The organism is Xanthomonas sp. SI (genome assembly GCF_014236855.1).
Classification (GTDB): domain Bacteria; phylum Pseudomonadota; class Gammaproteobacteria; order Xanthomonadales; family Xanthomonadaceae; genus Xanthomonas_A.
Map to the genome: position 1 here is coordinate 816045 of NZ_CP051261.1, position 19752 is coordinate 835796.

Consider the following 19752-nt stretch of genomic DNA (forward strand, 5'->3'; position numbering starts at 1 on the left):
AGCACGGCCACCCGCATGTCAGGGAACGGCGACCAGCACGGCCACCGGGAACTCGGCGAACAGGTCCGCCACCGGCATCGAGGCCGATGCCGTGAGGTCGCGCCCGCTCAGCACGTTCTTGTACTGTGCCGCGGGCAACGTCAGAAAGGTGTTATGCCAATCCAACTGCGCGCGTAACGGCGCCGCCGCATCCAGCGCTTGCGTAGCTGCGGTGAGGCGCGGCACCACCACCAGCAGGGTCTTGCCGGCGTGTTCGCGCGCGAAGCCGAGCACGTGTTGCGCGTGCGGGCCCTGCGCCTGCAGCGGGCGATAGCCGCCATGCGCGAACAGCGCCGGATGCGCGCCGCGCAGGTGCAGCAGCTGCGCGGTCAACCATGCCTTGATGTGGCCGCTGTGCCAGTCGCGCAGCAGCGCCGACGCTTCGGTGTCGTCGTGCAGCCAGGCCTGGCGCAGCGCGTAATCCACCGGGCGGCGGTTGTCCGGATCGACCAGCGACAGGTCCCAACCTTCGCTGCCCTGGTACAGGTCGGGCACGCCGGGCACGCTCAGCCGCAGCGTGGTCTGCACCAGGCTGTTGAGCGCGCCGGCCGGGGCCAGCGCGGCCGCGGCCTGCGCCAGCGCCTCGCGCAGCGGCGCGCCGGCCGGCGCCAGCAGCGCCGCGTCCAGCAGCGCGCGCGCGCCGCGTTCGTAGGCTTCGTCCGGCCAAGTCCAGTAAGTGCGCAGCTTGGCTTCGCGTGCGGCCTTCAGCTGCCAGGCGCCGATGCGCTCGGCGTAGTCGGCCAGGCCGGCGGCATCGTCGCTGGCCAGTTCCAGCGGCCAGGCGGCGACCAGCATCTGCCACAGCATCAGCACGTCGCCGGGCAGCGGCGCGGCGCTACCGGCGGGCAACAGGTCGGCGGACAAGGCCTGCAAGCGCGCCACCTGTTCGGCCCACCACGGCGCCTGCGCACTGAGCACGGCCAGGCGCATGCGCACATCTTCGCCGCGCTTGTGGTCGTGGGTGGCGGTGGCCAGCAGCGCGCGCGGATGGTGTTGCGCGCGTGCGGCGTTGGCGGCGTGGAAATCTTCCGGCGCCCACGCGAACACGTCCGGGTCGCTGCCGACCTCGTTGCGCGACAGCAGCACGCCATGGCGGTAGAACGCGGTGTCCTCGACCGACTTGGCGTTGAGCGGCGCCGACAGCTGCTCGATGCGCCGGCGCACGATGCGCCGCAGCGCGATCTGCGCCTTGCCGGTGCCGCGGCCGTCGCGGCTCCAGCGCTCGATCGCGTCGATCGCCGCGCACACCCGCGGCTCGGCTCCATTGCGCGCACGCTGCGCGGCCTGGGCCAGGCGCGCCGCATCGGCTTCGTCCAGGCCATCGGGGCCGGCGTAGGTGCGGTACACCTCGAAGTGCCGCAATAGCGCCATCAGCCCGCGCGCCAGCATCTGCGGGCTGAACTCGCGGGTGGCCGGGTCCAGGTGCGCGGCGGCGGCCAGCGCCTGCACGGTGCGCACGAACTCGGTCTGCAGCGAACCTTGCAGGATCTCGTCGCGCGCGGCGCGCTGCTCCTGGCCGAAGTCGCCGCTGCGGCCGGTCTCGCGGCGCCACAGCGCGGTCAGCGGCGCGGCGCCGGCCGGGTCGTGCAGCACGCCGGCGACCTGGTCCATGAAGTCGTAGCCGGTGCTGCCGTCGCACGGCCAGTCGCTGCGCAGGGTTTCCTGCGGCGCCAGGATCTTCTCGATGTACAGCGCGATGCCGCCAGCGGCGATGCCGCGGCGGCGCCCGGCACGGTCCAGCTGCGCGCGCAACCGCTGCACGTAGCCGGTGGGATCGGCCAGGCCATCGACGTGGTCCACGCGCACGCCGTCCAGGTGGCCTTCGGCGACCAGCCGCAGCGGCAGTTCGTGCACCGCGGCGAACACCTCGTTCTGCTCCACGCGCAGCGCCGCCAGCGAGGTGATGTCGAAGAAGCGGCGGTAGTTGAGCATGTCGTTGCCGACCCGCCACCAGGCCAGCCGGTAGCACTGGCGTTCGATCAGCCGATGCAGCGCGTCGTCGCCCAGCCGCGCCGCGTCGTTGAGCCGTGCCGCCCAGGCCTGGCGCACGGCCGGCGAATCGTGGGCGACGGCGCCTTCCAGGCGGATCGGGAAGCGCTGCTCGTGGTGCTCCAGCTGCACCTCGCCGTCCTCGGCCACGCGCAGTTGCAGCGCGCCTTCGCTCAGCGCCTGCGCATAGCTGCGGTCCAGCACCGGCAGCCACAGCTTGCCGTCGCGTCCGGGCGCGCGCCAGTCGATGTCGAACCAGCCGGCGTGGCGGCTGCGCCGGCCATGCTTGAGCACGTCCCACCACCACGGATTGGCCGCGTGCGCGGCCATGTGGTTGGGCACGATGTCCAGGATCAGACCCATGCCGTGCGCGCGCACGCGCTCGGACAGGTGCAGCAGCGCCGGTTCGCCGCCGAGTTCGGGATTGACCTGGCGCGGATCGGTGACGTCGTAGCCGTGGGTGGAGCCGGGCACCGCGCAGCCGATCGGCGACAGGTACAGATGGCTGATGCTCAGGCCGGCGTAGTAGGGCACCTGCGCGGCGGCGTCGAGCAGGGTGAAGCCGGCGTGCAATTGCAGGCGCGCGGTGGCGCGCAGCGGGGTGAAGCTCATGCGTCGGTTCCTTGCGCGGGGGAGGCGTTGCGGCGCGCGTGCGCGAACGCCTCCAGGCGGGTGTCGAGCGGTGCGCCGGCGGCCGCGGTGTCCGCCGCCGGCAAGCGCCGGCGCCAGTTCGGGTGGCCATCGACAGTGCCGGGCAGATTGGGTTGCTGGTCCAGGCCCAGCGCGTCCTCGGCCGGCAGCAGCGCCAGCGGCGAGGGCGTGGCGGCGACGAAGCGCAGCGCGTCCAGTTCCGGGTTCTGCGCCTGCGGCAGCGCCGCGGCGACCGCGGCGTCCATGCGCGCCACGTCGGCGCTGCGGGTCAGGTGGTCGGCGCGTTGCTGCGCGGCGTCGGACAGCTGCAGGCGGCGGCGCCAGTCGATGTCCTCGCCGCGGCGCCAGCCGCGCAGCGTCGGCAGGTCGTGGGTGGTGGTGGTGGCGATGGCATCGCCGCGCCATTGCGCCGGCGCCAGGAACGCGCCCTTGGCGTCGCGGGTGAACAGCAGCACATCGATGCCCATCACTCCGCGCTGCGACAGCTCGGCGCGGATGCCGTCCGGCACCACGCCCAGGTCTTCGCCGATCACGATCGCGCGGTGCCGCCACGATTCCAGCGCCAGCAGGCGCAGCAGGTCGTGCAGCGGATAGCGCAGGTACACGCCGTCGGCCGAGCTGGCGCCGCGCGGGATCGTCCACAGCCGCAGCAGGCCGAGGATGTGGTCGATGCGCACGCCGCCGCGGTCGCGCATCACCGCACGCAGCAGTTCGATGAAGGGCGCGAAGCCGCTGGCGCGCAGCCCGGTCGGCGAATAACCGCCGATGCCCCAGGCCTGGCCGTCGCCGTTGAACGCATCCGGTGGTGCGCCCAGTTCCAGCCCGGCCAGCACCGCCTGCGGCCAGGCCGCGGCCTCGGCGCCGCCGGGATCGAAGCCCACCGCCAGGTCGGCGATCAGGCCGATGCCCATGCCGGCAGCGCGCGCCTGCCGCTGCACGCCGGCCCAGCTGCGCGCGGCCAGCCACTGCGCGAAGCTGTGCAAGGCTGGATCGGCATCGCCGAAATCGCGCGCGGCGAACGCGGCGTAGTCGCGTAGCGCGGCGCCGCGCTCGTGCTGAAACGCCGCGAAATCCGCGTGCAGCGCGGCGTCGGCCTGGGCGAAATCGGCATGCAGCTGGCGCAGCCACTGCCACTTCGCCGCGGCCGAGGCCGGCCAGTCGATCAGCGCGCGCGTCTGCGCGTCGGCGAAGGCCTGTTCCAGCCCGGCCGCCTGCATGGCGCGCTGCGCTGCCGCGGCGCCAAGCACGCGTGCCGGGGCGGCCTGCAGCGGATCCAGGAAACGGCGGTCGCCTGGCGAATACGGGCTGTAGTGCGTGCCGATCGGCCGCGCCGCATGCACCGGACTCAGCGCGATCGCATCGCCGCCGGCACGCGCGATGCGCTCGGCCCAGGCGGCGACGCCGTCCGCATCGCCGATGCCGGCGTCGCCTGGGGCTTGCGCCGAATACACCTGCAGCGACAGGCCCCAGCGCCGCGGCGCATCCTCGCCGACCGCGTCGGCCACGCCGTAGCAACGCGCCGGCGCCACCGCCAGCGTGGTGTGGCGGTCGCCGTGCTGCAGGGTCCAGTAGCCGTGGGCATCCAATGCGGCGACGCGGCCCTGCGCATCGAAGCGGCCGTCGCGACTGCTGCCGTCCTCGTGCTCGAGCCGGTATGCCGCGCCCGGCGTGCCGCCGGCGTCGATCGGCGTGCCGACGTCGGCGGTCAGCAACGGTGCGGCGCTGCCGCCGCCGGCTTGCAGCCGGCGCAGGCTGTCGCGGCAGGCGGCGTCGTCGTGCGCGTCCAGGCCGAGCGCGCCGAGCACGCTGCGCAGCGTGTCAGGGCCGACCGTCCGCGGCGTGTCGGATGCGTCGATCCAATCGACCAGCAGGCCGGCGGCGGACGCCAGGGTGTGCAGGGGGCTATCGGTCATGGGCGAGTCGGGGCCGCGGCAATGGGGAAAGAAGGACGCACAGCCGTCGTCGCGCGCGCGGCGCACCTGTCAGGCAGGCGCACGCTCGCGGGCGACGAACGGAATGGGCAGCTTGCCGGAAGCGCTGTCGCGATGGCGTCGCGACAGCCCGCGCTCACGTTGCGGAACCGGCTCGGTAGCGGGCGACGAAGGCGTTCGGCGGCAGCTGCGCCGGATCGTCGCCGGCGTTCTCGGCATGCACCGTCACGCCGGGCAGGTCCAGCGCCACCGGCGTGTCGCCGAAGTTCGCGGCCACGTGCCACTCGCCGTTGCCCAGGTTCCAGCCCGCGGCCACCGCCTTCGGCCCCAGCGTGCGTGCTCCCACGGCGCGTGCCTGGGGCAACGCCGGCACCAGGTGCTGGCGGCGCAACGCCATCAGCGCCACGAACCAGTCGCGCCAGCGCGCGCCGTCGCCATGGGTGGCATCGCTGATGTCGGCGATGGAGGCTTCGAACGTGCTCGGCGCGTTCGGGTCGGGAATGGTCGCGCGCTGCGCGGGATCGGCGAACGCGGCGAAATGCGCGAATTCGCGGCGCCGGCCTTCGCGCACCGCCTCGTCCAGCGGCGGCGCGAAGTCGGTGAAGAACAGGAACGGGGTACGGCTGCCCCACGGCTCGCCCATGAAGAACAGCGGGATCATCGGGGTCAGCGCGGTCAGCGCCAGCGCCGCGCGCAGCGCCGGCTCGGACACCTGGGTGATCAGCCGGTCGCCGCGCGCGCGGTTGCCGATCTGGTCGTGGTTCTGCGCGAAGATCACGAACTTGTGCGGCGGCAGCTGCGCGCTCGGCTCGCCGCGCGCATGCCCGCGGTGGTCGGCCTGGCCCTGGTAGGCGAAGCCTTCGCCCAGCACCCGCGCCAGGTGCTGCGCCGGCGCATCGGCGAAGCCGGCGTAGTAGCCCTCGTCTTCGCCGGTCAGCAGCACGTGCAGGCTGTTGTGGAAATCGTCGTCCCACTGCGCGCTGTAGCCGCGCTCCAGCACGCCGGCCTGGTTGGCCTCGTTTTCCAGCACCAGGTGCACGTGGCGCCCGGCCGGCACGCTGGCCGCGATCGCCTCGCGCAGCGTGTCCAGGAATGCGTTCGGCACGATCGCGTGCACCGCGTCCAGGCGCAGGCCGTCGAAGCGGTATTCGTGCAGCCACATCAGCGCGTTGTCGATGAAGTAGCGCTGCACCGGCGCGAGCCGGAAGTCGATCGCCGCGCCCCACGGGGTCGGCGCGTCTTCGCGGAAGAACGCCGAGGCGTACTGGCCGAGGTAGTTGCCGTCCGGGCCGAAGTGGTTGTAGACCACGTCCAGGAACACGCTCAGGCCCAGGCCGTGGGCCTCGTCGATCAGCGCCTTCAGTTCGTCCGGATGACCGTAGGCCGCGGCCGGCGCGTACGGCAGCACGCCGTCGTAGCCCCAGTTGTGGCGGCCGGGGAAGGCGGCCAGCGGCATCAGTTCGATCGCAGTGACGCCCAGCGCCGCCAGCGTGCGCAACTGCGCGCGCAGCCCGACGTAGCCGCCGCAGGCGCCGACGTGCAGTTCGTAGAACACCGTTTCCGCCCACGGCCGGCCGCGCCAGGCGTCGTGCTGCCAGCGATAGCCGTCGCTGGCCAGCACCGCGCTGGCGCCGTGCACGCCGTCGGGCTGCCAGCGCGAGGCCGGGTCCGGCACCGGTTCGCCGCCGTCGATCGCGTAGCGGTAGCGGGTGCCGGCGGCGCAGGCCACTGTCGCGGTGAAATAGCCGTCCGCGGCCGCGGCCAGCGGCTGCCGGCTGCCGTCGTCGAACACGATGTCGACGCTGCTCGCGTCCGGTGCCCACAACACGAAGCCGACCTTGCCGTCGGCGGTGGGCCAGGCGCCCTGGCGCAGCGCCGTGGGCGAAGCGGTGGCGGCGTCGCCGGTCGGCGTTGCGCTCGTTGCGATATTCACGTCAATGCTCCGCTTGCAACCAGAGGGTGGACAGCGGCGGCAAGGTCAGCGCCAGCGATTGCGCATGCCCGTGCATCGGCTGCGCGACGCTGCGCAAGGCGCCGCCGTTGCCCTGGTTGGAGCCGCCGTAATGGCCGCTGTCGGTGTTGAGGATTTCGCGCCACAACCCGCCGCGCGGCACGCCGAGGCGGTAGTCGTGGTGCACGTTCGGGGTGAAGTTGCTCACCGCCAGCAGCGGCGGCGCGCCGCCGGCGCGATCGTGGCGCACGAAGGCGAACACGCTGTTGCGATGATCGTCGGCCACGCTCCATTCGAAGCCTTCCGCCGCGCGATCGCTGCGGTACAGCGCCGGCAATGCGCGCAGCTGCCGGTTGAGGTCGCCGACCAGCCGCGCCACGCCGCGATGCTCCGGGCGCTGCGCCTGCGCCCAGTCCAGCGCGCGGTCGTGGTCCCATTCCTGCCACTGCCCGAACTCGCCGCCCATGAACAGCAGCTTGCGTCCCGGATGCGCCCACATGAAGGCCAGATAGGCGCGCAGGTTGGCGAAGCGTTGCCAGGTGTCGCCGGGCATCTTCGCCAGCAGCGAGCCCTTGCCGTGCACCACTTCGTCGTGCGACAGCGGCAGCACGAAGTGCTCGGAGAACGCGTACACCAGGCCGAAGCTCATCTCGCTGTGGTGGTGCTGGCGGTGGATCGGGTCGCGCCGCATGTAGCTCAGCGTGTCGTGCATCCAGCCCATGTTCCACTTGTGGCTGAAACCCAGCCCGCCCTGTTCCGGCGGCGCGGTCACGCCCGGCCAGGCGGTGGATTCCTCGGCGATCACCCGCACCCCGGGGAAGCGTTGCGCGATCTCGGCGTTGAGCCGGCGCAGGAACGCGATCGCCTCCAGGTTCTCGCGCCCGCCCTGGGCGTTGGGTACCCATTCGCCCTCGTTGCGGCCGTAGTCGCGGTACAGCATCGCCGCCACCGCATCCACGCGCAGGCCGTCGACGTGGAAGCGCTCGATCCATTCCAGCGCGCTGCCGATCAGGTAGGCGACCACTTCGGCGCGGCCGTAGTTGTAGATCAGCGTGTTCCACTCGCGATGCACGCCTTCGCGCGGATCGGCGTGTTCGTACAGTGCGGTGCCGTCGAAGCGCTGCAGGCCATGCGCGTCGTCGGGAAAGTGCGCGCCGACCCAGTCCAGGATCACCCCGATCCCGGCCTGGTGGCAGGCATCGACGAAGCGCGCGAAACCGTCCGCGTCGCCATGCCGCGCGGTCGGCGCGAACAGGCCCAGCGGCTGGTAGCCCCAGGAGCCGCCGAACGGATATTCGGTGATCGGCAGCAGTTCGATATGGGTGAAGCCCAGTTCCTGCACGTACGGGATCAGCTGCGCGGCCAGCGCGTCCCACTGCAGCGGCTGGCCGTGCGCGTCGTGGCGCCAGGAGCCGGCGTGCAGCTCGTAGATGCTCATCGGCTGCGCGGCGCCGGCGCGCGTTTCGCGCTGCGCCAGCCAGGCCGAATCGTGCCAGGCGAAGTCGGCGGCGCTGGGCACCACCGAGGCGGTATCCGGTGCGCGCGTGCTGTGGCGGGCGACCGGGTCGGCCTTGCGCGGCAGCGGCGTGCCGTCGGCGTCCAGGATCTCGTATTGGTAGTGCTCGCCGCCGCGCAGCCCCGGCACGAACAGTTCCCAGACGCCGGCCTGGCGATGCAGACGCAGCGGATGGCGGCGGCCGTCCCAGCCGTTGAAGTCGCCGACCAGCGCGACCCGCCGCGCATGCGGCGCCCACACCGCGAAGCGCACCCCGTCGACCGTGCCGATACGGGTGTGGTGCGCGCCCAGCGCGGTGCGCAGCGCGGCGCCATCGCCCTCGGCCATGCCTTGCAGCCAGGCCTCGTCCAGCACCGGGCCGAACGCGTACGGATCGTCGATTTCCTGCACCGCGTCCGGCCACACGATGCGCAGCCGATAGGCTGTCGTGGTCTTCAGTTCGCCTTCGAATACGCTCTCGGCCTCCGGGTGCGCGCGCATCCGTGCCACCAGTTTGCCGTTGCCGTCGAGCAGGCCCAGCGCGTCGGCGCCTGGCACCAGCGCGCGCACCCGGAGCACGCCGTCGTCGCCGGCGTGCGGGCCCAGCCAGGCGAACGCGTCCACCGCGTCGCCGCGCGCCAGCGCCTGCAGGGCGAGGCGTTCGCGCTCGTCGTTCGCCGCTTCCAGCGGCGCGTCCCACACCGGGATCGCGTCCGGCGCCTGTTCCCGTTCGCTCATGCCACCGCCGGCGACAGCGGAGCAGTGCGGTCGTACAGGGCCATGTACTTGCGCCCGGCCAGATCCCAACCGCTGGGCCGCAGCATCGCCGCGCGGCGCATCGCCTGCAGCAGACCGGGCAGGCGGAAGGTGCGGAACACCCGCTGCAGGCAGCGGCGCAGGCCATCGGCGGACGGCTCCTCGAACAGGAAGCCGGTCACGCCATCGTCCACGGTATCGATCAGGCCGCCGGTGGCGTGCGCGATCGGCAGGCTTCCGAAACGCTGCGCATACATCTGGCTCAGCCCGCACGGTTCGAAGCGCGACGGCATCAGCAGGAAGTCCGAACCGGCGAACATGCGCCGTGCCAGGCGCTCTTCGAAGCCGATATGGGCGCCGACATGGCCGGGGAAGCGCCGCGCCAGCGCCGCCACCGCCTGCTCGATCTGCGGCTCGCCGCCACCGATCACCACGATCTGGCCGCCGGCGGCGACGATCTGCGGCGCCACCTCGCAGATCATGTCCAGGCCTTTCTGGTGCACCAGCCGCGACACCACCGCGAACAACGGGCCGTCGCTGTCGATCAGGCCGAACGCGCGACGCACCTGGGCCGCGTTCTCGCGCTTGCCCTGGACCTGGTCGATGCCGAAATGGGTATGCAGGTGATCGTCGGTCCGCGGGTCCCAGCTGGCGTCGATGCCGTTGACGATGCCGCTGAGGCGGCCGCTGGCGGCATGCCGGGCCAGCAGCGTGTCCAGGCCGCAGCCCTGCGCCGGGCCGGTGATCTGCGCGGCGTAGCTGACGCTGACCGTGTTGACGTGGTCGGCGTGGACGATGCCGGCGCGCAGGAACGACATCTGCCCGTAGAACTCCAGATCCTGCAGGCCGTTGTCGGGGATGCCCAGCGTGCTGGCCATCGCGTACGGGAACAGGCCCTGGTAGGCCAGGTTGTGGATGGTCAGCAGGCACGGCGTGCGCCCGCCGGACCAGCGCACGTAGGCGGCGGCCAGCGCGCACGGCCAGTCGTTGAGGTGCAGCAGGTCCGGATTCCAGTCCAGCCCGGCGCGGCCGCCGGCGATCTGCGCGGCGGCGTGCGACAGCGTGGCGAAGCGCAGCGCGTTGTCTTCCCAGTCGCGGCCTTCGCTGGACACGTAGGGCGAACCCTGGCGCTCGAACAGCTGCGGGCACAGCAGCACGTACACGCACAGTCCGTCGGGGCGGTCCGCGCGGCCCAGCGCGCAGGCCGGCAGCCCGGCGTGCGCGGCGATGTGGCCGACGATCTCCAGCGGACCGGTCTTGCGCAGCACCGCCGGGTAGCCGGGGATCAGCACGCGGATGTCGCAGCTGCCGCGCAGCGCGCGCGGCAGCGCCGCGGCGACGTCGCCCAGGCCGCCGGCCTTGATGAAGTCGGCCATTTCCGAGGTCACGAACAGGCTGGCGCGGCGCGGCGCCGGCTGCAGCTTGACGGTGACTTCGGCGGTGCGGATGAAGCGTCCGCGCGCATCGCGGTGGCGGCGCCGGGGCGCGCGCAGGACCGGGTGGGTGTCGCGTTGTCTATCGGGCAGATCGGCGGGCGGGGGAGGCGACATTGGCGATTCCGTCGGGGAGGGGGGGACGGGCACACGGAAAACGACTGCCGTCGCGTGTCCGCAGCGGGCGCGCGACGTGAAACCGGAAAAAAGAGGGGCGGCACAACCCAGCGGGTCAGCTCCTCTTCAGTAATGTACGAACGCAGCGATAAAAGGGGCGTGAAGCGCGTGGCTTGTCTACGCTGCGCCCGCCGCGTTACCGCATAGTGATTTCGCCGCAATACAGTGGGTTAGACCCGCACAGCCGATGAACCGTTTAGTTTCCTTTTCGGTGCCGCCGTCCGCCACGCCGCCCGGCATGAATGCGCAGGTTGCGCTGTCTTCATCGGGCCTGTGCTGCAATGCCGGCATGAACCAACCGGACCCAAGGATGCGACGCGAGCTGGACGGCTTCGTACTGGATGCCGTCCTCGCCGCGGCGCCGGACGGCGTGCTGCTGCCACAGATCCGCATCTCGGACGCGCAGGGCGCGGTGTTGAGCCGGCATGCGTTCGATGGCGTGTACTTCGGCGATGTTCGCGCAGGGGAGCACTTCGTCGCCGAACGTCTGGCGGCGATCCGTTCGGCGCAGTATGGGAAATTGGTGTTCGGCTGAGCTGCGGCGTGCTGTCCGCAGCACCGGCTCAGGCGGTGCATCGGCCTTCCGTCAGTGCGCTGGCTGTAGGCGCTGCAGTGCCGCCAGCAAGCCGGCATGGCTGTAGGGTTTGGGCAAGAAGCCGGTATGCGTCGGCAGCGCGGCGGTATCGGGATGTTTCATGCCGGAGGTGAGCAGGGCCGGGATCGTGACCGCGCGCCGGCGCAGCTCGCGCACCATGGTCACGCCGTCGCAGCCGGGCATCTGCACGTCGCTGAAGATCAGGTCGACATCGGGATCCTGTTCGAGCAAGGCGAGCGCCTCGCGGGCGGTGCCGGCGGACAAGACCCGATAGCCGTCGGCGTCGAGCATCATCCGAGCCAGTTCGCGAATCGTCTGGTCATCCTCAACCAAAAGAATGGTGGTGAGGGCGCAAGTGCCACGCATAATGCTGATACCGCCGCGTTTTCAATACCGGCAGCTTCACGATTCAGCAGTGAAGCGCTGGTGACGCTGCGGTGATGCCGATATGCTCGACCCACTCATCGCGAGACCCCGCTTGTCCACTCACGCCCGCTATCGACAGATCGTCGAACTCTCGCACGACTGCATCAAGGAGATCGGCCGCGACGGTGTCGTGCGTTCGATCAACACGCGCGGCCTGCGCCTGCTCGGTGCGGCCGAGCCCAAGCATGTCGTCGGCCGCGTCTGGCAGGATCTGTGGCCGGAGGAGATGCGGCCGCTCGCGGAAGCGGCGTTCGCCGCGGCCTTGCGCAACGAGCAGTACGAATTCTGGGCGCAGCGCGAAACCTTCGACGGCCGGCCACGCTGGTGGCACGTGCAGGCCAGCCCGCTGACCAACGTCGATGCCGAAGTGGAAAGCGTGCTGGTGATCAGCCGCGACGTCACCCAGCATCGCCAGATCGAGGAGGCCCTGCGCACCCTGGGCGATCTGCCGCAGGCCGGCGCCGGCGCACCGGCGCAGGTCGTCGGCGAGATGCTGGGACAGCAGTTGCAGGCCGAGCACATCGAGCTGCGCGGGCAGCTGGACATCGCCCTGGCCGCGCAGCGCGTCGCCGAGCGGGCCATGACCCAGGCGCAGAAGGGCGAGGCGATCGGGCAGATGCTGGCCGGCATCGTCCACGACTTCAACAACATGCTGCAGACCGCGATGACCTCGGTGAGCATGGTCGCCGAGCATCCGCAGCGCCTGCAGCCGGACCAGCGCAAGCTGCTCGGCATCGCCGGCGAGGCGCTGCAACACGGCGCGCGGATGACCCGGCGCCTGCTCGGCTTCGCGCGTGCGCACCCGGTCAAGCCGCAGTGGCTGGATCTGTGCGAGGTGGTCGCGCACATGCAGCCGCTGCTGGCGCAGGCCTTGGGCGGCGAAATGAAGCTGCAACTGACCAGCCTGGCCGGCGGCGCCACCACCTATGCCGACCGCAGCTCGGTCGAGCAGGCGGTGCTGAACCTGGCCTTGAACGCACGCGACGCCTGCCAATCCGGCGACGTGGTGTCGATCCGCTGCGGCAGCCTGCAGGTACCGCCTGGGCAGGCGGCGGCGATGCGCCAGCCGGGCCGCTACGTGACCCTGTCGGTCAGCGATCAGGGCGAGGGCATGTCCGAGGACACCAAGTCGCGGCTGTTCGAGGCCTATTTCACCACCAAGCCCGAGGGCAAGGGCACCGGCCTGGGCCTGGCCCAGGTCTACGGCCTGGTGCGCCAGGCCGGCGGCTTCGTCGACGTGGACTCCGAACTGGGACGTGGCACCACCATCACCCTGGCGTTCCCGTACGTCGCCGAAGCGCCGCCGGGCGAGGGCGGCGACAGCGCCGCGCTGCCGGCACCGGCCTGAGCCGCCGCCTCAGCGCGCCGGCAGGCGCTCGCTCAGGCTGACCGCGAATGCCTCGTGCAGCAGCCGCAATGCGCGCTGCTGCCGCGCCGCGCCGAACGTGGCGCAACACGACGGCGGCATCTGCACCTGGAACTCGCGCATCCGCGCATCGACCGCCGTCGCCAGCAGGCAGGCGTCGGTGGCCACGCCGGTGACCACAATGCGGGTCACGCGCAACTGCGCCAACAGGATCTGCAGCGCCGAGTCCAGGAACGCCGAGTGCTTGGGCTTGAGCACGTAATAGTCCTGCGGTTGCGGCGCCAGCAGTTCGGCGATCTTCGCGCCGCGCTGCGCCGGATCGGCGCACAGCCGCCACAGGCCTTCGAAATCGGTCTGCCAGTCGGCGAAGTTGTCGTTGGCGAACAGCACCGGCCAGCCGCGGCGGTGGAACCGCGCGCGCAGCGCCGCAATGCGCCCGGCCACCGGCAGCGCCGCCCTGGCCAGGCGCGCGCCGTCGGGGAAATCGAAGCGGCTGATCATGTCCACGATCAGCAGCGCCGGCCGGTTCATGGCGCCCGCCCGCGCTGCAGGCGCCGCCGCTTCAGCGTCTGCAGCAGCTGTCCGGCCACGGCGGTCAGCAGCACCAGCGTATTGGTGGTCACGAACACGTAATTGCGCAGCGCCAGGCTGTAGACGACGAACAGCAACGAAGCGCCGATCTGGCCGGCGAACAGCCAGGCCGACACCGCCTGCAGGTCGGGCGCACGCCACTGCGTGTGGATCTGCCGCAGCAGGGTCGCCACCAGCAGCAGTGTCGCTGCCCAGCCGATCAGGTCCATCGGGTTCATGCAGGCCTCCTGCGCGGGCGTGTCGCTGCGCCCCGCCGCAGCGATCGCGACTGCACCGGCATAGCGCCGCGACCGCTGCGCGGCCAGGCGGCCCGGCCGATGGCCGGTACCGCTGTCTGAAATGAGGGACGCATCTGCACTGCCTCCTGCGGACCGCTTCCCATGTTCTCCGGGCGCGGTGAAACGCCGGTGAGCGGTATTTGTGCATGCGGTGAAACGCGGATCGGCGCCGGAATGGCTGAACGAACCTGCCGGCGGCAGCGTCGCCGCGCGCTTGGCCATCTTCGCGAAAGCTTACTATTTAAGGTTTACAGTGGCGGCCGTATTTTGCCCGCCGACAGGAGAGAACGTGGGTACGAGTGGCAATCACAGCAAGACGGCGCCGCTAGTGGCGCCAGGATCCGCCGCGTCGCGCGCTTGCGCGGACGCATCGCCGCGTCGTGGCGCTGCCCGACGAGGCTGGCGGAACGCATGAGCATGGTCGCCCCCACACCGACCCTGCCCGATTCCGTTGTGCTCGATGCCGGCCATGCGGTGCTGCCGCCCGAGGCGCCGTTGCCGATGCCGGTGCAATCGCTGCGCCAGGGCAAATTGCGCAACAAGCGCCTGCCCAGCACCCCGCCCGGTATGTTCTGGCGGCGGCTGTACGTGTTCGGCAGCACCGCGCTGATGACCGCCTACGCCAGCGTGCTGATCGGCAAGGTGCTGCTGATCGGCGGGGTCAGCGTGCTCGAAGCGTGCCTGATGGCGCTGTTCATTCCGCTGTTCGCGTGGATCGCGTTTTCGTTCGTCAGTGCGCTGGCCGGATTCGTGACCCTGGTGTTCGGCGGCGGGCGCAAGCTCGGCATCGATCCGGACGCGCCGCTGCCGCTGGTGCGCAGCCGCACCGCCTTGCTGATGCCTACCTACAACGAAGATCCGCACCGGTTGATGGCCGGGCTGCAGGCGATCTACGAATCGGTCGAGGCCACCGGCCAGATCGCGCACTTCGATTTCTTCATCCTCAGCGACACCACGCGCGCCGCGGTCGGCGCCGAGGAAGAGCAGGTCTACGCCGAACTGGTCGAACGCACCGGTGGCCAGGGCCGCATCTACTACCGGCGCCGCGCCGACAACGCCGAGCGCAAGGCCGGCAACATCGCCGACTGGGTGCGCCGCTTCGGCGGCGCCTACCCGCAGATGCTGATCCTGGACGCCGACAGCCTGATGACCGGCGAGACCATCGTGCGCCTGGTCGCGGGCATGGAAGACCATCCCGACGTCGGCCTGATCCAGACCCTGCCGGAAGTGGTCAACGGCAACAGCCTGTTCGCGCGCATGCAGCAGTTCGGCGGCCGCGTCTACGGCCCGGTGATCGCCTACGGCGTAGCCTGGTGGCACGGTTCGGAGAGCAACTACTGGGGCCACAACGCGGTGATGCGCACCCAGGCCTTCGCCGAACAGGCCGGCCTGCCGGCATTGCCCGGGCGCAAGCCGTTCGGCGGCCACGTGCTCAGCCACGATTTCGTCGAGGCGGCACTGATGCGCCGCGGCGGCTGGGCCACGCACATGGTGCCGTACCTGCAGGGCAGCTACGAAGAGGGCCCGCCGACGCTGACCGACCTGCTGGTGCGCGACCGCCGCTGGTGCCAGGGCAACCTGCAGCACTCCAAGGTGGTGTTCGCGCGCGGCCTGCACTGGATCAGCCGCATGCACATGATGATCGGCATCGGCCATTACTTCACCGCGCCGATGTGGGGTTTGCTGATGCTGATCGGCATCGCGATCCCGCTGCAGAGCGGCGGCTTCGACCTGGTCGCCACGGTGGTGTCGCCGTTCTCGCCGGCGCGCTACTGGCACCAGCAGGACTCGACCAGGGTGTTCTGGGTGTTCGCGGTGACCATGTTCGTGCTGCTGGCACCGAAGGTGCTGGGCTACTTCGCCATGCTGCTCAAACCCGAGGAGCGGCGCGGCTGCGGCGGGGCGCTGCGCGCGCTGCTGAGCATGCTGCTGGAAACCGTACTGGCGGCGCTGATGGCGCCGGTGGTGATGTACGTGCAGTCGCGCGGCGTGGCCGAGGTGCTGGCTGGCAAGGACTCGGGCTGGGACGCGCAGCAGCGCGACGACGGCCGCCTGTCGTGGCTGGCGTTGGCGCGCAGCTACGGCGGGCTCAGCGCGTTCGGGCTGCTGATGGGCGGGATGGCCTACGTGGTGTCGCCGTCGCTGGCGGCGTGGATGGCGCCGGTGGTGATCGGCATGGCGCTGGCGATTCCAGTGGTCGCGGTGAGTTCCTCGCGCGCGGCCGGGCTGTGGCTGCGCCAGCTGCGCATCCTGGCCATTCCCGAAGAGCAGAAGCCGCCAGCGGTGCTGCTGCGCGCGGGCGAATTGCGCCGCGCCGCCGCCGCCCGCCGCGCTGGCAGCTGACGCGGCAGGCATAATGCGCCCCATCTCGATGGGGACTGCGCGCATGCTGGAAACAGTGGAACACGAAACCGCCGCTTCGCCGGCATGGACCGTGCTGTGGTTGCACGGACTCGGCGCCGACGGCCACGACTTCGCGCCGCTGGTGCCGGAACTGCTGCGGCCGGGCTGGCCGGCGTTGCGCTTCGTGTTCCCGCATGCGCCGGTGCGCGCGGTGACGATCAACAACGGCGTGCGCATGCGCGCCTGGTACGACATCGTCAGCCCGGATTTCTCCAACCGCGCCGACAGCGCCGGCGTCGCCGCATCGGTCGCCCAGGTCGAGGAATTGATCGCGCGCGAACATGTGCGCGGCGTGCCCGCCGAGCGCCTGCTGCTGGCCGGTTTCTCGCAGGGCGGGGCGATCACGCTGGCGACGGGGCTGCGCCGCGAACGGCCGCTGGCCGGGTTGATCGCCCTGTCCACCTACCTGCCGGAGGTGGCCGACGTGGCCCGCTGGCATGCGCCGGCGGCGCTGTCGCAGCCGCTGTTCATGGCCCACGGCCAGGGCGATCCGGTGATCCCGCAACCCTATGCCGAACAGACCGCACAGGCGCTGCAGGCGCTGGGCATGCCGGTGCAGTGGCAGCGCTATCCGATGGCGCACCAGGTCTGCGCCGAAGAGATCGCCGATCTGCAAGACTGGATGAGCGCGCGCTTCGCCGCTGGCTGAGGCGCGACCGCGGCGCCGGGCCGTGCGCCGGCCCCGCGGCCACGGGCGCTGCGGCGCGGATGACGGCCCGCCAGCGGCGGGGCTACTATGCGGCGAGACCGCGCTCCAGCCCATTGAGGTGACGTACGTGAAGGTGGTGATCGCCGACGACGAACCCCTGGCACGCGAGCGCTTGCGCGCGCTGCTGGCCGAGCATGCCGGCGTCGAGGTGGTGGCCGAGGCCGGCAATGGCCTGGAAACGCTGCACGCCTGCGCCGAATTGCGTCCGGATCTGGTACTGCTGGACATCGCCATGCCCGGCGTCGACGGTCTGGAGACCGCGCGCCACCTGGCCAGCTTCGAGCCGCGCCCGGCGGTGGTGTTCTGCACCGCCTACGACGCGCACGCGCTGTCCGCATTCGAGGCCGCGGCGATCGACTACCTGATGAAGCCGGTGCGCGCCGAGCGGCTGGCGGCGGCGCTGGAGCGCGCGCGCACCTTCATGGCCGGCCGCGGCAGCGCTGCGGCGGTGTCGTCGGCGCAGCGCCGCAGCCACCTGTGCGCGCGCCTGCGCGGCAGCCTGCGGCTGATCGCGGTCGACGACATCCATTACCTGCAGGCCGAGGAAAAGTACGTGGTGGTGCATCACGCGCGCGGCGAGGACCTGATCGAGGAGTCGCTGAAGTCGCTGGAAGAGGAATTCGCCGAGCGCTTCGTGCGCATCCATCGCAACTGCCTGGTCGCGCGCCACGAACTGGTCGAGCTGCGGCGTCTCGGCGAGGGCCAGGTGCATGCGGTGCTGCGCCATGGCAAGCAGCCGCTGGAGGTGAGCCGGCGCTGCGTGGCGCAGCTGCGGCAGGAGATCCGGCATCTCTGAAGGCCGGGATTGGGGATTGGGGATTCGGGATGAGTGGCCGGTCGGCTTTGGGATGTGGGATGAACGCGCGTGCACCTGTGCAAGCGCGGCGATCGGCCGCGCCCGTGGGCCTTCGCGGCAGCGGCCGGTGGCGGCGCTTTCCGCGATAATGGGTGCATGAAGATCCTGCGCATCGCTACCCGCAAGAGTCCGCTCGCCCTGTGGCAGAGCGAACATGTCGCCGACCGCCTGCGCCAGGCGCACCCGCAGCTGGACGTGGTGCTGGTGCCGATGAGCACCCGCGGCGACGAGGTGCTGGACCGTTCGCTGGCGGCGATCGGCGGCAAGGGCCTGTTCCTGAAGGAGCTGGAGCTGGCGATGCTGCGCGGCGAAGCCGACTGCGCGGTGCATTCGCTGAAGGACGTGCCGATGGAGCTGGACCCGCCGTTCGTGCTGCCGGCGATCCTGGCCCGCGCCGATCCGGCCGACGCGCTGATCTCCAATCTCTATGCGTCGCTGGAGGCGCTGCCGCTGGGCGCGCGGGTGGGCACCTCGTCGCTGCGCCGGCAGGCGCAACTGCGCGCGCGGCGCCCGGACCTGCAGTTGCTGGACCTGCGCGGCAACGTCAACACGCGCCTGGCCAAGCTCGACAACGGCGGCTACGACGGCATCGTGCTGGCCTGCGCCGGCTTGCAGCGGCTGGGCCTGGAGGCGCGCATCACCCAGCGCCTGCAGGCGCCGGACTGGTTGCCGGCGCCGGCGCAGGGCGCCATCGCGGTGGAATGCCGCGGCGACGACGCGGCCGCGCTGGGCCTGTTCGCCGCGCTCGACGACGCCGCCACCCGCAGCTGCGTGGAGGCCGAGCGGGCGATGAACCGGGCGCTGCACGGCAGTTGCCACGTGCCGGTGGCCGCGTTCGCGCAGTGGCAGGGCGAAGACCTGCTGCTGCAGGGCATGGTCGGCGGCGTCGCCGACGGGCGCCTGGTGCGCGCCGACCTGCAGCGCAGCGCGCAGGACCCGCAGGCGCTGGGCGAGGCGGTGGCCGAAGCGCTGCTCGGCGCCGGCGCCCGCGAACTGCTGGACGCCGCACTGCCGGCTTGAGCGCAGGCCGGCACACATCCGGCAGCCAACCTGTAGGACCGGCTTCAGCCGCGACAGGTTTTGCCGATGGTGCCTGTCGCGGCTGAAGCCGCTCCTACAGAACCGCCGTCAGCTGAACGCCGAGGCCCAAGCGGCGCCTGCCGTTACGAATCCCGACTCCCCAATCCCGAATCCCGGCCTCACTCACTTGAACTTGTAGACCACATTCATCGTAGCCAGCGTATCGGTCTTCTTCTTGTCGTCGCTGACATCGCTGTTGTGACGCGCCTGCCAGCCGGCCTTCAGCGCCAGCCGCGAGTTCATGCTGACCGAGATGCCCAGGTCGTTCTGCGCGAAGGTGTTGTAGGAACCCGACTCGACCAGCAGGGTATTGGCCAGCTCGGTGTTCTCGGTCAGGCCGTACTTGAAGTCGACCAGGCCGCGGCCGATCAGCCCGGTTTCGGTGCGGTCCTCTTCCACGTCGTGGGCGCGGCGCACGCCGGGGCCGATCTGCACGTCCAGGCTGCGGTGGTCGCCGTCCATGATCCGCGTGCCGTAGCCGATGCCGATCGTGGCCAGGCGGTCGTAGGTGGCGAAATCGTCGCGCTCGTAGCGCAGCGAGGCGGTCAGCTGGCGGTGCTCGCCCAACTGCAGCGCGCTGCCGGCGCTGCCGGTGTAGCGGTTGGAGGTAGTCTGGCGCACGCGTTCGGTGCTGCCGTCGTCGTTGGTATTGGTGTACTCGGCGCTGGCGCGCAAGGCGAACAGGTCGATGCTGTGGATCCAGTCGCCGTCCAGGTACTGGCCCTTGAGCCTGCCGTTGAAGCTTTCGTTGGAACTGTTGCCGCGCGAGGAGGAGAGTCCCAGCTCGCCGGAGCCGCTCCACGGTGAACTGCCCGGTTCCGCCGGCGGGGCGGGCACATCGGCGGCCAGGGCCGTGGAGGTGCACAGCAGCAACAAGGTGATGGCGGATACTACGGTGGCGCAGCGGGGCATGGCTTTACTCTCCGGTTGAGGACGCAGCCTTCGGCTAACGAAATGGAAACGATTTCATCATACCGGATCTACATGACGCCCCGGCCGCGGCCCGGCCCCGGCTTCATCGCCGGT

15 protein-coding genes are annotated in these 19752 nt (G+C 71.2%); 6 read left to right on the forward strand and 9 right to left on the reverse strand.

The features are described 5' to 3' along the window. Positions 1-18 precede the first annotated feature (18 nt). The 5 genes from treY to glgA all read right to left on the reverse strand — a co-directional run bounded on the left by treY (position 19) and on the right by glgA (position 10362). Complete coding sequence (gene treY, locus HEP75_RS03600) at positions 19-2640, reverse strand: malto-oligosyltrehalose synthase (protein WP_185825482.1); 2622 nt, start codon at positions 2638-2640, stop codon at positions 19-21. Then, positions 2637-4592: a 4-alpha-glucanotransferase gene (malQ, locus tag HEP75_RS03605; protein WP_185825483.1), complete on the reverse strand. Its 1956-nt coding sequence runs from the start codon at positions 4590-4592 to the stop codon at positions 2637-2639. Before malQ ends, treY begins: the two co-directional genes overlap by 4 nt. Positions 4593-4746: 154 nt before the next feature. Beyond that, entirely contained in the window at positions 4747-6483 is a 1737-nt protein-coding gene (treZ, locus tag HEP75_RS03610; RefSeq protein ID WP_185826481.1) for a malto-oligosyltrehalose trehalohydrolase, read from the reverse strand. A 61-nt stretch (positions 6484-6544) separates the two neighbouring features. Further along, positions 6545-8764: a 1,4-alpha-glucan branching enzyme gene (locus HEP75_RS03615; protein ID WP_345776777.1), complete on the reverse strand. Its 2220-nt coding sequence runs from the start codon at positions 8762-8764 to the stop codon at positions 6545-6547. 26 nt (positions 8765-8790) lie between these two features. Further along, the gene (glgA, locus tag HEP75_RS03620) at positions 8791-10362 is read right to left on the reverse strand and encodes a glycogen synthase GlgA (protein WP_185825484.1); all 1572 of its coding nucleotides are present in this window, start codon (positions 10360-10362) and stop codon (positions 8791-8793) included. 247 nt (positions 10363-10609) lie between these two features. Here glgA and HEP75_RS22240 point away from each other — a divergent pair, with 247 nt between their 5' ends. After that, on the forward strand, positions 10610-10957 hold the full coding sequence (locus tag HEP75_RS22240) for a hypothetical protein (protein WP_255423987.1): 348 nt from the start codon (positions 10610-10612) through the stop codon (positions 10955-10957). Between the two features lie 51 nt (positions 10958-11008). Here HEP75_RS22240 and HEP75_RS03630 read toward each other — a convergent pair whose 3' ends face one another. Beyond that, on the reverse strand, positions 11009-11383 hold the full coding sequence (locus HEP75_RS03630; RefSeq protein ID WP_185815206.1) for a response regulator: 375 nt from the start codon (positions 11381-11383) through the stop codon (positions 11009-11011). A 112-nt stretch (positions 11384-11495) separates the two neighbouring features. Between HEP75_RS03630 and HEP75_RS03635 the strand changes: the two genes are divergently transcribed. Continuing rightward, positions 11496-12791 (forward strand): ATP-binding protein, encoded by a 1296-nt coding sequence (locus HEP75_RS03635; RefSeq protein WP_185825485.1) that lies wholly within the window; start codon positions 11496-11498, stop codon positions 12789-12791. A 9-nt stretch (positions 12792-12800) separates the two neighbouring features. On the opposite strand, the gene HEP75_RS22245 is transcribed toward HEP75_RS03635, so the two are convergent. Next, positions 12801-13340: an isochorismatase family cysteine hydrolase gene (locus tag HEP75_RS22245; RefSeq protein WP_255423988.1), complete on the reverse strand. Its 540-nt coding sequence runs from the start codon at positions 13338-13340 to the stop codon at positions 12801-12803. Next, complete coding sequence (locus HEP75_RS22250) at positions 13337-13618, reverse strand: hypothetical protein (protein WP_185815209.1); 282 nt, start codon at positions 13616-13618, stop codon at positions 13337-13339. Before HEP75_RS22250 ends, HEP75_RS22245 begins: the two co-directional genes overlap by 4 nt. A 471-nt stretch (positions 13619-14089) precedes the next feature. Here HEP75_RS22250 and mdoH point away from each other — a divergent pair, with 471 nt between their 5' ends. From mdoH to hemC, 4 genes are all read left to right on the forward strand, one after another. Then, complete coding sequence (gene mdoH, locus HEP75_RS03645; RefSeq protein WP_185825487.1) at positions 14090-16021, forward strand: glucans biosynthesis glucosyltransferase MdoH; 1932 nt, start codon at positions 14090-14092, stop codon at positions 16019-16021. A gap of 43 nt (positions 16022-16064) precedes the next feature. Beyond that, positions 16065-16730 carry an alpha/beta hydrolase gene (locus HEP75_RS03650; RefSeq protein WP_185816487.1) on the forward strand — a complete coding sequence of 222 codons (666 nt, stop codon included), beginning with the start codon at positions 16065-16067 and terminating at the stop codon, positions 16728-16730. A gap of 112 nt (positions 16731-16842) precedes the next feature. Beyond that, positions 16843-17586: a LytTR family DNA-binding domain-containing protein gene (locus tag HEP75_RS03655; RefSeq protein ID WP_185826483.1), complete on the forward strand. Its 744-nt coding sequence runs from the start codon at positions 16843-16845 to the stop codon at positions 17584-17586. Between the two features lie 156 nt (positions 17587-17742). Next, positions 17743-18666, forward strand: a complete 924-nt coding sequence (hemC, locus tag HEP75_RS03660; protein WP_185825488.1) for a hydroxymethylbilane synthase — start codon at positions 17743-17745, stop codon at positions 18664-18666. A 183-nt stretch (positions 18667-18849) separates the two neighbouring features. Here hemC and HEP75_RS03665 read toward each other — a convergent pair whose 3' ends face one another. Continuing rightward, the gene (locus HEP75_RS03665; protein WP_185815212.1) at positions 18850-19638 is read right to left on the reverse strand and encodes a DUF481 domain-containing protein; all 789 of its coding nucleotides are present in this window, start codon (positions 19636-19638) and stop codon (positions 18850-18852) included. Positions 19639-19752 lie beyond the last annotated feature (114 nt).